Source organism: Pseudomonas sp. LTR0 (assembly GCF_036630035.1).
GTDB classification, from domain to species: domain Bacteria; phylum Pseudomonadota; class Gammaproteobacteria; order Pseudomonadales; family Pseudomonadaceae; genus Aquipseudomonas; species Aquipseudomonas putida_Y.
Window position 1 is genome coordinate 4,389,228 of record NZ_CP123734.1, and the last position, 12,223, is coordinate 4,401,450.

10 protein-coding genes and 1 tRNA gene are annotated in these 12,223 nt (G+C 60.3%); 9 read left to right on the forward strand and 2 right to left on the reverse strand.

Going from position 1 to position 12,223, the window contains the following annotated elements; all coding sequences use genetic code 11:
* The first annotated feature begins 65 nt into the window (after nt 1-65).
* A complete protein-coding gene (locus QCL51_RS20135) occupies nt 66-1,748 on the forward strand; it encodes a bifunctional metallophosphatase/5'-nucleotidase (RefSeq protein ID WP_338444102.1) in 1,683 nt (560 codons plus the stop codon).
* A 27-nt stretch (nt 1,749-1,775) separates the two neighbouring features.
* Here QCL51_RS20135 and ung read toward each other — a convergent pair whose 3' ends face one another.
* Nucleotides 1,776-2,468, reverse strand: a complete 693-nt coding sequence (ung, locus tag QCL51_RS20140; protein ID WP_021785753.1) for a uracil-DNA glycosylase — start codon at nt 2,466-2,468, stop codon at nt 1,776-1,778.
* 126 nt (nt 2,469-2,594) lie between these two features.
* Between ung and QCL51_RS20145 the strand changes: the two genes are divergently transcribed.
* Complete coding sequence (locus QCL51_RS20145) at nt 2,595-3,701, forward strand: enoyl-CoA hydratase/isomerase family protein (RefSeq protein WP_103469430.1); 1,107 nt, start codon at nt 2,595-2,597, stop codon at nt 3,699-3,701.
* A 44-nt stretch (nt 3,702-3,745) separates the two neighbouring features.
* On the opposite strand, the gene QCL51_RS20150 is transcribed toward QCL51_RS20145, so the two are convergent.
* Complete coding sequence (locus QCL51_RS20150; protein WP_338444105.1) at nt 3,746-4,195, reverse strand: hypothetical protein; 450 nt, start codon at nt 4,193-4,195, stop codon at nt 3,746-3,748.
* A 212-nt stretch (nt 4,196-4,407) separates the two neighbouring features.
* On the opposite strand from QCL51_RS20150, the gene QCL51_RS20155 reads away from it, so the two are divergent.
* The 7 genes from QCL51_RS20155 to QCL51_RS20185 all read left to right on the forward strand — a co-directional run bounded on the left by QCL51_RS20155 (nt 4,408) and on the right by QCL51_RS20185 (nt 11,352).
* Nucleotides 4,408-5,889, forward strand: a complete 1,482-nt coding sequence (locus QCL51_RS20155) for a diguanylate cyclase (RefSeq protein ID WP_338444107.1) — start codon at nt 4,408-4,410, stop codon at nt 5,887-5,889.
* Nucleotides 5,882-6,094 (forward strand): cysteine-rich CWC family protein, encoded by a 213-nt coding sequence (locus tag QCL51_RS20160; RefSeq protein WP_021785757.1) that lies wholly within the window; start codon nt 5,882-5,884, stop codon nt 6,092-6,094. The genes QCL51_RS20155 and QCL51_RS20160 overlap by 8 nt, the downstream gene beginning before the upstream one ends.
* 8 nt (nt 6,095-6,102) lie before the next feature.
* Complete coding sequence (locus QCL51_RS20165; RefSeq protein ID WP_021785758.1) at nt 6,103-6,795, forward strand: 16S rRNA pseudouridine(516) synthase; 693 nt, start codon at nt 6,103-6,105, stop codon at nt 6,793-6,795.
* A 344-nt stretch (nt 6,796-7,139) separates the two neighbouring features.
* Nucleotides 7,140-8,027 (forward strand): (R)-3-hydroxydecanoyl-ACP:CoA transacylase, encoded by an 888-nt coding sequence (gene phaG, locus QCL51_RS20170; protein WP_003252003.1) that lies wholly within the window; start codon nt 7,140-7,142, stop codon nt 8,025-8,027.
* A 110-nt stretch (nt 8,028-8,137) separates the two neighbouring features.
* Nucleotides 8,138-8,211 (forward strand) — tRNA-Gly (locus QCL51_RS20175).
* Between the two features lie 210 nt (nt 8,212-8,421).
* Nucleotides 8,422-10,128 (forward strand): SulP family inorganic anion transporter, encoded by a 1,707-nt coding sequence (locus QCL51_RS20180; RefSeq protein WP_021785759.1) that lies wholly within the window; start codon nt 8,422-8,424, stop codon nt 10,126-10,128.
* Nucleotides 10,129-10,332: 204 nt separating this feature from the next.
* Nucleotides 10,333-11,352 carry a DUF4917 family protein gene (locus QCL51_RS20185; RefSeq protein WP_028697506.1) on the forward strand — a complete coding sequence of 340 codons (1,020 nt, stop codon included), beginning with the start codon at nt 10,333-10,335 and terminating at the stop codon, nt 11,350-11,352.
* The last annotated feature ends 871 nt before the right edge of the window (nt 11,353-12,223 follow it).

The window sequence follows — 12,223 nt, forward strand, 5'->3', positions numbered from 1 at the left end:
AATAGAGTCGGATTGCTGCCCTGATCGCCAGCAAACCCACACTTCCCGGCATTCAAGAGGTAAAGATGAAAGTCCGTCTTTCTTGCAACTATCGCTCGGCTATTGCCTGGGCATGCCTTGCCTTTAGCGCAGGCAGTCTTGCCGCAGAGTCACCTGCCCCCGTCCAGATCAACGTCGTGGCTATCAATGATCTTCACGGCTACCTGGAACCCAACCCCCAAGACTACGCCGGCGCGCAAGGCGCTACCCGCCTGACCTACGGCGGCATCGCCACACTCGGCGCCATGCTCGATGAACTGCGAACGCAGGACCCCGATCTGCTGTTCATCGGCGCTGGCGACTTGATAGGGGGCAGCCCCGCCATTTCTGCGCTCTGGGCTGACGAGCCTGTGCTTGAGGCCTTGAACGCGATGGGCATGATCGTCAGCGCATCCGGGAACCACGAACTGGATGCAGGCAAGGCCGAGTTTCTTCGACAGATCCACGGAGGATGCGAGTCAACGCGCCCTGAAAAGGCTTGCAAGTTTCGCGGCAACTATCCAGGAAGTGGCTTCCCTTACATAGCGTCCAACCTGATCGATACCACTACGGGCAAACGCTTGTTACCGGCCTATCACATTCAACAGGTAAAAGGGGTCAAGATAGCGTTCGTCGGTGCAGTACCGCGCAACATGGAAAAAGTGGTTTCGGCCAGAGCATTCGCAGGGCTCAAGGCCACAGATGAAGCGCAAGCCATCAATGACGTGATTCCGGAGCTCAAAGCCAAAGGTGTCAATGCAATCATTGCGGTCATGCACCAGGGAGGGGATACCGCCGAGCCGTTCGACACGAAGGATTGCAGTCAGCTGGGGGGGGCGATCGTCGACGTGGCGAAGCGGCTGGATCCTGCGGTAGATGCCGTCATCAGCGGTCACTCGCATGCCAGCTATCAATGCAAGGTGGGTGATCTGAGCATCACTCAGGCTGGCAAATACGGCCACTTCCTGACTCAGTTGAAGTTGCAGGTGACGCCAGGCACCCATCACGTCACGAACATCACCGCCCGCAATATTCCTGCTGACCCACAGAACTACCTGCCGAATGCCAAGTTGACGAGTTTGCTGGAGGAAGTGCGCCAGCGGTCCGGGGAAAAACTGCTCGAACCCATAGGACGCATCTCGACGGCAGAACTTGACCGCGAAGAAAATGCCGCCGGTGAAACAACCTTGGGGAACCTGGTCACGGATGCCCAATTGGCCATGACCCAAGCGTTTCAGACACAGGTTGCCTTTCTCAACCTGGGTGGGCTGCGAAGTGACCTGATACAACCTGCCGATAGCGACCTGACCTACGAACAATTATTCGCCGTACAACCGTTCAATAACCCTCTGATAGTTCAGGAACTGACAGGCAGGCAGATTACCGAACTGCTCAACCTTCAATGGAACAGGGGCAATTTCAATCCGCTGCAAGTATCGAAAGGTTTCCATTATGAATGGGATGGTTCACGGCCTGTCGGCAGCCGTGTGGTCGAGGGTAGTGTACGTCTGCATGGGAAACCCCTAGAGCCGTTGACCCATTATCGCGTAGTCAGCAACCTGTTCCTGGCCGATGGTGGCGGTGGTTTGGCCACGTTCAAAGAAGGAAGGCGACGTCAGGACACCGGCATTTCCGACCTGGAAGCCTTGGTGGAGTATGTGCGCCAGAACCATGAGCGGGGTATTGCAATTGGCCAGCGCAGCGAGCCGCGCATCAGCATGACGCCCTGAGCGATTGCGTAACCCACCCGCGGTTTCTCACAGTGGGGGCAGTGCCCAGTTGATGGGCCCGAGCCCCCGCTGCTCGAGGAAGCTGTTGGCACGACTGAAATGCCCGCAGCCGATGAACCCGCGATACGCCGACAGCGGTGAAGGATGGACCGACTTCAATACCAGGTGCTTGGTACCGTCGATCAGCTTCTGCTTGCTCTGCGCATGAGCCCCCCATAGCAGGAATACCACGTTCGGGCATTGCTCACTGACCACCTGGATGATCCGGTCGGTAAACAATTCCCAGCCTTTCTTGGCATGCGACGCGGCATTGGCGCGCTCGACGGTCATGGTCGTGTTGAGCAATAGAACGCCTTGTTCCGCCCAGCTCTGGAGGTAGCCGTGGCTGGGGATCGGGATGTTCAGGTCGCGCTGCAGCTCCTTGTAGATATTGACCAGCGACGGCGGCGTGGCCACGCCCGGTTGCACCGAGAAGCACAAGCCATGTGCCTGCCCCGGCCCGTGGTACGGGTCCTGACCGAGGATGACCACCTTCACCTGATCCAGCGGTGTCGAATTGAGCGCATTGAAGATCAGCGGCCCTGGCGGGTAGATCTCCTTGCCGGCAGCGTACTCGCCACGCAGGAACTCGCGCAGCTGGTGCATGTAAGGCTGGTCGAATTCACCGCGCAATGCGGCCTTCCAGCTGGGTTCGAGTTTGATGCGATCGTCTTCAGTCATGGGGCCTTCCATAAACAATGGCGCGACACTAGGTAAGCCCTTCGCGCTTGTCAAACGATCCGACCGACGACCGGCATGATCGGCCAGGCAAGCCATACTTGAGCGATGACTTGCGAGAGGTAGTCCATGACCATTCACTGCGAGGTACTCACCGGCGTCGATGGCGCCCGCATCGGCATCGCCACCCTGGATGCACCCAAGGCGCTCAATGCCCTGAACCTGCCGATGATCGAGGTGCTGGGCGAACAACTGCATGCCTGGGCCCGCGACCCGGGTATCGTCTGCGTGCTGCTGCGCGGCAACGGGGCAAAAGCCTTTTGCGCAGGCGGCGATGTACGTGCGCTGGTGCAAGCCTGCCGCGACCACCCCGGCAGTGTCCCGCCGTTGGCGGCCTCCTTCTTCGCCGCCGAATATCGCCTGGACTTTGCCCTGCACACCTACCCCAAACCGTTATTGTGCTGGGGTCATGGGCATGTCCTGGGTGGCGGCATGGGGCTGCTGCAAGGCGCCAACGTACGCATCGTCACACCCAGCAGCCGGCTGGCCATGCCGGAAATCAGCATCGGCCTTTACCCTGACGTAGGCGCCAGCTGGTTCCTGACCCGGCTGCCGGGCAAGCTGGGTTTGTTCTTCGGCCTGACAGGTGCACCGATCAACGCCCGCGATGCCCTTGACCTGGGCCTGGCTGACCGCTTTCTGGGCGAGCACCAGCAAGAAGCCTTGATCGAGGAGTTGCTGCAACTCAACTGGCAGGAGCAGACCGCCATACAACTGAATAGCCTGCTCAAGGCCGAGCAGCATCGTGCCTGCGCCGAGCTGCCTGATGCCCAGTGGTTGCCGCGACGGCAAGAGATCGATCAGTTACTCGACGTGGCTGATGCTGCCTCAGCCTGGCGCGCGCTGGAAAGGCTCAAGCAGCATGACGACCCATTGCTGGCAGATGCCGGTCAACGCCTGCATGAGGGTTGCCCGCTGACGGCGCATCTGGTCTGGGAGCAGATCCGCAGGGCGCGGTACCTGTCATTGGCGCAGGTGTTCCAGATGGAATACAGCATGAGCCTGAACTGTTGCCGCCACCCTGAATTCAGTGAAGGTGTGCGCGCTCGCCTGGTGGACAAAGACAATCAGCCGCGCTGGCACTGGCCTGATGTGGCGCAAGTGCCGGCGGCGGTAGTCGAGGCGCATTTTGCCAAGGCGTGGGAAGGGCGGCACCCATTGGCGGATGTGGGTTAGCTTGCTGATCCGGGGGCTGCTTTTCAGCCCCCGCCTCCACTCACCTAGCGCTGCCAGTTTCCTCCTCGTCCCTGCCCGCGCCGCCCGTCCCAGCGGCCGCGGTCGTCCACCTGCCGATTGGAGTGCCGATCGCCCTGCCGGTAACGCTGGCTGCCATTGCGATAGTCATGGCGATCCCGGTCCTGCCTGTAGTCTTGCCGCTGGCGATTGCCATAGTCATGGCGCGGGTTGCCATGCCACTGGTTCATCCCTGGCTGCGCATATGGCCGGTAGTGGGGTGCAGGGGCCGCCCCACGGTAGTAACGGGGGGTAGGCTGATAGTAGTAGCGCGGGGCTGGCGCCACATAGTAGCGGTCATGGCGGTAATACCCCGGCGCCACATAGCGGTCGGTGGAGTAGTAGTCCGAACGGTAATAGCCCCCGCGCTCATAGTACGGGACGCAGGCCGAAGTCATCAGCCCCAGCAGGGTGACCAACAGGATTCGATAGGACATGGCGGCCTCCTGGACCGCTGGAGTGCCCGAACAGCGGCGCTGGCGAGCGTCGACACGAGATACGTTAATCGACACTGAATAAGACAGTGGCGCGCAGGTGCAGTGCCATTCCTGCAATAACTTGATACAGGTGAAATAACCCTGAAAAACTTGCAGTCATTTGCCGGCCATCTCACTAGAATAAGCGGCTTGGCACACATCACGGGAAGATCATGCCCTTACGTTCCGCTCTGTTCTCGCAGCGCTCGCTGATCGTTACCCTGCTCGTGTTACTGGCCTGCGGCTTCCTGGCTACTTCGCTGCTCAGCTACTTCTCCTCGCGCAGCGCCATCCGCGACGGCATCATCAATACCGAATTGCCGCTGACCTCCGACACTGTCTACTCGGAAATCCAGAAAGACCTGATCCGCCCGGTGCTGATCGCCTCGATGATGGCCCAGGACACCTTCCTGCGCGACTGGGTGCTGTCCGGCGAGCAGGATACCGAACGCATGACCCGCTACCTGGGCGAGGTCACGGGCAAGCAGGACATTTTCACGTCCTTTTTCGTGTCCGATCGCACGCTGACCTACTACCAGGCCAAAGGTGTACTCAAGCATGTCGAACCAGGTACCTGGCGTGATGCCTGGTATTTCCGCCTGCGTGAACTCAAGGCCCCTTATGAGATCAACGTCGATCTGGACATGGCCAACCAGGACAGCCTGACCGTGTTCATCAACTACAAGGTGCACGACTACCAGCAACGCTTCATCGGCGCTGCAGGCGTAGGGCTGAGCGTATCGTCGGTGGTCAAGCTGATCGATCAGTACCAACGCCGCTACCAGCGTGCGGTGCTATTCACGGATGCCAAAGGCAAGGTGCTGCTGACCGGCTCCGAGGGCGGCCCGCATGGTTTGCAAGTCGGCCAGCGACTCAGCGACAACCCTGAGCTGAAGGATATGCTGGCCGAGCAGTTGGTGCCAGGTGAAGGCAGCCAAGAGTACCATGACAGCGAAAACCACAGCCACTTTCTCAACGTGCGCCACCTGCCCGAACTGGACTGGTACCTGTTGGTGGACAAACGCGAAACCGGCATCCTCGACCGCATTCGCCACGCTTTGTACCTGAATCTGGCGATCTGTACGATGATCACCCTGGTGGTGCTGGCACTGGTGCATGCCATGGTCCGCCGACACCAGGCCAGCACCGAAGCCTTGGCCACACTCGACAGCCTCACCGGCCTGCACAACCGGCGCAGCTTCGACCTGCTCGCCGCCCAGGCGCTGCGAGAAGCCCGGCGCGACAGCAGCCCACTGGTGGCCTTGCTGATCGACCTGGACCACTTCAAGGCGCTGAACGACACCCACGGCCACCTGGCAGGTGACGAAGTGCTACGCCAATTCGCCAATGTGCTGCAAGGCAGCCTGCGTCAGTCAGATATACTGTGCCGCTGGGGCGGCGAGGAATTCATCGTGCTACTGCGCGAAGCTGAAGACCGCCAGGCCATCGAGGTGGCGGAAAAGATCCGCCGACGCACCGAGCAGCTGACTTTCAGTTACGACGACCAGCCGCTGCGGCTGACCACCAGCATCGGCCTGAGCAGCCTGCAACCGGGGGATACCCTGCACGCCCTGCTGACCCGCGCCGACCGCGCGCTTTATCGTGCCAAGCAGGCTGGCCGCAACCGCGTCTGCAGTGAAACCCGCCATGAATGACCAGCAACTCTGCCCCGCTTGCGGTGCCCTCAACCAGTGCAGCCTGGCCGACCCACGCCGCGCCACCCAGGCGTGTTGGTGCTACAGCGTGACCATCGACCCGGCCGTGCTCCAGGCCCTGCCCGACGAACTGCGCAACAAGGCCTGTCTGTGCCCGCGCTGCGCCGCCGTTGAAGAACAGCTCCGTCCATCCGCTGCCCACTGATCGTTACCATGCGCCTTGACCGTTTCCTCGCCAACCTGCCCAGCTACAACCGCCAGCAAGTTCGCCTGATGCTGGTGCAACGCCGCGTGCGGGTGGACGGCCAGATCGTCAGCGACCCGCTGACCGAAGTCCGTGAGTTCAGCCGCGTAGAGCTGGACGAGCAACTGCTGCAGGCCGGCCGCCCGGCCCGCTACCTGATGCTGTACAAGCCTACCGGCTGCGTAAGCGCCACCCACGATGCGCAACACCGTACCGTTCTCGACCTGCTGCCAACGGTGTTGCGAGATGACCTGCACATCGCCGGGCGCCTGGACTTCAACACCACCGGGCTGATGATCCTGACCAATGATGGCCAGTGGTCAAGGCGCCTGACCCAGCCTGCTACCAAGCTGCCCAAGCATTATCTGGTGGACACCGAGGACGAGATTGGCGAGCACTATGTGGCCAAGTTTCGCGAGGGTTTCTATTTCGCCTTCGAAAACCTGACCACCCAGCCTGCCCAGCTGGACATCCTCAGCCCCCGCCAGGCCCGGCTGTCGATCGTCGAGGGGCGTTATCACCAGGTCAAGCGCATGTTCGGGCATTTCAACAACAAGGTGGTGGGGCTGCATCGGGAAAGCATGGGGGCGATCCGGCTGGATCCGGGGTTGGCGCCGGGGGAGTATCGTGAACTGACGGCGCATGAGATAGCCACCGTCTAGGCCGCAACAGACAGCCCGGCTCGTCATACGACCGCTCAGCGACAAAAGTCACATTACTTACCGAACGGCACTTGCGCGATCCCCAACCCACTGCTTGAATCCAAATCGTCAGTCTGCATGTGACTACCAAGTCACACCCGCGGTCGATGACACTTTTTGCCGGCCACCCAAGGCCTAGATGCCTTGGGGCACGGCAAATTGCCCGCCAAAAACAATACCGTCGACGCAAGTGCCAAGGATCGACACAGGGCCCCCGGTTTTATCTTCAGGCAAATGCCTACCTGTCATAAAGCACGTGCACCCTAGGTGACGCGAATACCCTTTTTGCGCCAGGAGTCGATGACATGAGGCCAGAAATCGCTGTACTTGATATCCAAGGTCAGTATCGGGTTTACACGGAGTTCTATCGCGCGGATGCGGCCGAAAACACGATCATCCTGATCAACGGCTCGCTGGCCACCACGGCCTCGTTCGCCCAGACGGTACGTAACCTGCACCCACAGTTCAACGTGGTTCTGTTCGACCAGCCGTATTCAGGCAAGTCCAAGCCGCACAACCGTCAGGAACGGCTGATCAGCAAGGAGACCGAGGCGCATATCCTCCTTGAGCTGATCGAGCACTTCCAGGCAGACCACGTGATGTCTTTTTCGTGGGGTGGCGCAAGCACGCTGCTGGCGCTGGCGCACCAGCCGCGGTACGTGAAGAAGGCAGTGGTGAGTTCGTTCTCGCCAGTGATCAACGAGCCGATGCGCGACTATCTGGACCGTGGCTGCCAGTACCTGGCCGCCTGCGACCGTTATCAGGTCGGCAACCTGGTCAATGACACCATCGGCAAGCACTTGCCGTCGCTGTTCAAGCGCTTCAACTATCGCCATGTGAGCAGCCTGGACAGCCACGAGTACGCACAGATGCACTTCCACATCAACCAGGTGCTGGAGCACGACCTGGAACGTGCGCTGCAAGGCGCGCGCAATATCAACATTCCGGTACTGTTCATCAACGGCGAACGCGACGAATACACCACCGTCGAGGATGCGCGGCAGTTCAGCAAGCATGTGGGCAGAAGCCAGTTCAGCGTGATCCGCGACGCGGGCCACTTCCTGGACATGGAGAACAAGACCGCCTGCGAGAACACCCGCAGTGTCATGCTGGGGTTCCTCAAGCCAACCGTGCGTGAACCCCGCCAACGTTACCAACCTGTGCAACAGGGGCAGCATGCATTTGCCATCTGAGCGGCTCGGCGCCTTGTAGCAAATACCCGCAGGCCACAGGCGCCGACAAGCTTTTTTATAACTTGGGCTTCTAATTCGCTGAAGGTTCTGGTAAAAAGTCCAGCTCAGATGCGGGTATAGTTTAGTGGCAAAACGAAAGCTTCCCAAGCTTTAGTTGAGGGTTCGATTCCCTCTACCCGCTCCACATCGCATTCCCGCATGGCGTTCCAGCAACGTCATCGCAGTCAAAAGGAGCCTTGGCTCCTTTTTTCGTTTTTCCCCTTCCCGTGATCTGGCCCATGGCCATTTACCCGCCGATCCGCTTCAATGCGCATCGGGCCTCAGTGCGTGCAAGCGAAACGGCTTGTGGCGGATATGCTCAATGGATTCGTGAAACCATTCGAAAGGACAACGCATGTTTCTCTCCCACTGGCTACCGGGCCTTGCCAATCTGCTGCACTACCGCCGTGAATGGTTCCACGCCGACCTGCAAGCCGGCCTGTCGGTAGCCGCGATCCAGATTCCCATTGCCATTGCCTATGCGCAGATCGTCGGGCTGCCGCCGCAATATGGCCTGTACGCCTGTGTGCTACCGATGATGGTCTACGCGCTGATCGGTAGCTCGCGCCAGCTGATGGTCGGCCCCGACGCCGCCACCTGCGCGATGATCGCCGGTGCCGTGGCACCGCTGGCCATGGGCGACCCACAGCGCATCGCTGAACTGTCGGTGATCGTCACCGTGCTGGTCGGCGTGATGCTGATTGCCGCCGGCCTGGCGCGAGCCGGGTTCATCGCCAGCTTTTTCTCGCGGCCGATCTTGATCGGCTACCTCAACGGTATCGGCCTGAGCCTGATCGCCGGGCAGCTGTCCAAGGTGGTGGGCTTCAAGATCGAGGGCGACGGCTTCATCCTCAGCCTGATCAACTTCTTCCAGCGCCTGGGGGAAATTCACTGGGTCACATTGATCATCGGTCTGGTCGCCCTGGGCCTGCTCATCTGGCTGCCACGGCGCTACCCGCGCCTGCCCGCAGCCCTCACGGTAGTGGCGCTGTTCATGCTGCTGGTTGGCCTGTTCGGCCTCGACCGCTTCGGCGTTGCCGTCCTTGGGCCAGTACCTGCAGGCATCCCGCAACTGGCCTGGCCACACAGCAACCTGGCGGAAATGAAGAGCCTGCTGCGCGACGCCCTGGGTATCGCTACCGTCAGCTTCTGTAGCGCCATGCTTACCGCACGCAGCTTTGCCGCCCGGCATGGCTATGCGATCAACGCCAACCACGAATTCGTCGCGCTGGGCGTGAGCAACCTGGCGGCCGGGGTTTCCCAGGGCTTTGCCATCAGCGGCGCCGACTCACGCACTGCAGTCAACGACATGGTCGGAGGCAAAAGCCAGTTGGTGGGCATCATCGCTGCACTGGTGATCGCCCTGATCCTGCTGTTTTTCACCGCACCCATGGCGTGGATCCCGCAGGCTGCGCTGGGCGCAGTGTTGCTGATGGCTGGCTGGGGGCTGATCGACATCAAGTCGCTGGGGCACATCCGGCGTCTTAGCCGCTTCGAGTTCTGGCTGTGCCTGCTGACCACGGCGGGCGTACTGGGCCTGGGCGTGCTGCCCGGCATCGTGTTTGCCGTAACCCTGGCGATCCTGCGCCTGCTTTACAGCATCTACCAGCCCACCGATGCCGTACTGGGCTGGCTGCCGGGCACCGAAGGCCAGGTGGACATCCGCAAGTTCAAGGACGCCCGCACCGTGCCTGGCCTGGTGGTGTACCGCTTCGACGACGCCATCCTGTTCTTCAATGCCGACTACTTCAAGATGCGCCTGCTGGAAGCCGTGCAAAGCCAGGACCAGCCTAAAGCCGTGCTGTTCGATGCCGAAGCGGTCACCAGCATCGATGTCAGCGGCATCGCCGCCCTACGCGAAGTGCGTGACACCCTGGCGGCCCAAGGCATCTTCTTCGCCATCGCCCGCGCCCGCGGTACTTTCCTGCGCATGCTGGTGCGCTCGGGGATGGCGCGGGACATGGAAGACAAACTGCTATTCGGCTCGGTACGCGCGGGAATTCGCGCGTACCGCGTGTGGCGCAACCGAAACCGCAGTGTGCAAGTGACCGAACAGGGCTGAGCGGCTTTCGTCCTGTTCAACGTGCTGCGACTGTGCTGGCCCTTTCGCGGGTAAACCCGCTCCTACATGGACCTGTAGGAGCGGGTTTACCCGCGAAAGGGCCAGCACAGACAACACAAGACCATCGCCTTGACACCAACCCTCGCACACCTCGCACGACATGCTAAAGTCGCCCCCGTTCCCGCACCACCCAACGGACCCAGCATGCCCGCACTCGATGCCACCCTTACCCCCTGGCCAGAACTCGCCGCCCGCCACCCCTGCGACGCCCTGCTGCTGGGCAATGGCGCCAGCCGCGCAGTATGGAAGCCGTTCGGCTACTTCTCGCTGTTCGAGCAAGCGCAACGCGCAGGCCGCAAGAAAGGCCTAGCCGTCAGCGACCAGGCACTGTTCAAGTCCTTGGCCACGGAACTGTTCGAGCCGGTGCTCAGCGCCCTCAACACCACGGTGCGTACCAATGCCGCCCTGGCCATCAACTCCACCGCACCGCTGAACCGCTACTACTCGATCAAGGAAGCGTTGATCCACGCCGTGCGTACGGTGCATCTGCCCTGGCAACTGCTGCCGCCGGCCACCTTGGCAACCCTCAATCAGGCGCTGCGCAGCTATCGAAGCGTCTACACCAGCAACTACGACCTGCTGCTGCCATGGGCCGTGCAGCACGCCCCGAATGGCTTCGCCGAGCTGTTCGACGAACAGGGCTATTTCGACGTGCGACGCACCGGCAGCGAAGGTACCCGGGTGATGCACCTGCATGGCGGCCTGCACTTGCTCAAGCTGCCCGACGGCACCACCCGCCAGCGCAGCGCTGAAAGTGCCGAACTGCTCGATGGGTTTGCCGTGAACATCCCGGGTGAAGTACCGCTGTTCGTCAACGAAGACCGCAGCGACGAGAAACTGCGCGCCATCCGCAACTCGGACTATCTGAGCTGGTGCCTGGGGCAGCTGGCAGGGGAAAGCCAGGGGCTATGCCTGTTCGGGCAGCACCTGGACAGCAGTGACCGGCACCTGCTCGACGCTGTGCGCCAAGCACGTCCGCAACAGCTGTCCATTGCCATTCGGCCGCTGGGCGAGGCGTCGGTGATTAATCAGAAGCAGCATTTTGCAGATCGTTTCGGGGATTTGCCGGGGACGACGCTGCATTTCTTCGATGCCAGCACCCATCCGCTGGGGCAGGCAGCATTGGCTGTCGAAGTGCCGTCCAGCCTTGAACGAGGGGCTTGAGCAGAAGCTCAATAGGTTGAGTCACAAGCACCAAACACTCGCTCATACGCACTTGAGACATTTACAGCAACGCTCTGCGAGCCAGCTCCAAGGTGCCCTGAGCAAGCCAGTAGTTGCCTTAGGCTCTGTACGAAAAGCCTTTATACTTGTTCATCCTGCGTTGAAAACAGCCTTGGAATGCTCATGTACTCCAGTACACTCCGCTTCCTCGGTTGTTTTCGCCTTGCCTGACCTGCGCCCCAAGACTTTCGTACAGAGCCTAAGAGACCAGATGTCGCTTCGATGAGACGAGCGCTGGTCACAACACTGCAAACGCCTTTCAGCGCGCTCTTGATCGCTTCTTTCGCAGAGGTAGATTCGCGGATAAATACTAGCGCCAATCGAATTGGCTGTCCTAAACCGACCAGCGCAAACTACACCCGCCTTCGGCCAGATGTTCCAATATCGCATCGGTGCCTACTTTTTCGCTCAACTGATACTTGAGCGTTAACCCATATTCCATCGCTACTTCTCCTTCCCAGCATTTGGCGCAACTATCACCGCTTTGCTGCCCAAGCCGTTATCGACCACACGCCTTAACTGGCGCGCAAAATTGCCAGGACGCAGAGGGATGCAATCAGAATACCAACTTCCAAACTCCGAGCAAGACCAGAAATATCCTACAAGCCATTAGGATCGCTCCGTAGTACTTACTTTAAAATGCAACTGCACCTGCAAAAAATCTTGACCGCTCATACGTCTGATGATTCTATCAAGTGCGTCTTATATGTACCGCGCACCATCGCGCCGGGCCTTGACCTGATTCATCAACAGACAAAATAACAGGAAGTTACCCGATGAAATTTATAATTATAGGGTACGGAGCGACTGC

Excerpts from the sequence above, each read along its gene's own strand:
- QCL51_RS20180 (WP_021785759.1), top strand. The coding sequence starts at position 8,422 with ATGTTTCTCTCCCACTGGCTACCGGGCCTTGCCAATCTGCTGCACTAC.
- QCL51_RS20185 (WP_028697506.1), top strand. The coding sequence starts at position 10,333 with ATGCCCGCACTCGATGCCACCCTTACCCCCTGGCCAGAACTCGCCGCC.
- QCL51_RS20150 (WP_338444105.1), bottom strand. The coding sequence starts at position 4,195 with ATGTCCTATCGAATCCTGTTGGTCACCCTGCTGGGGCTGATGACTTCG.
- QCL51_RS20160 (WP_021785757.1), top strand. The coding sequence starts at position 5,882 with ATGAATGACCAGCAACTCTGCCCCGCTTGCGGTGCCCTCAACCAGTGC.
- QCL51_RS20155 (WP_338444107.1), top strand. The coding sequence starts at position 4,408 with ATGCCCTTACGTTCCGCTCTGTTCTCGCAGCGCTCGCTGATCGTTACC.
- QCL51_RS20165 (WP_021785758.1), top strand. The coding sequence starts at position 6,103 with ATGCGCCTTGACCGTTTCCTCGCCAACCTGCCCAGCTACAACCGCCAG.
- phaG (WP_003252003.1), top strand. The coding sequence starts at position 7,140 with ATGAGGCCAGAAATCGCTGTACTTGATATCCAAGGTCAGTATCGGGTT.
- QCL51_RS20135 (WP_338444102.1), top strand. The coding sequence starts at position 66 with ATGAAAGTCCGTCTTTCTTGCAACTATCGCTCGGCTATTGCCTGGGCA.
- ung (WP_021785753.1), bottom strand. The coding sequence starts at position 2,468 with ATGACTGAAGACGATCGCATCAAACTCGAACCCAGCTGGAAGGCCGCA.
- QCL51_RS20145 (WP_103469430.1), top strand. The coding sequence starts at position 2,595 with ATGACCATTCACTGCGAGGTACTCACCGGCGTCGATGGCGCCCGCATC.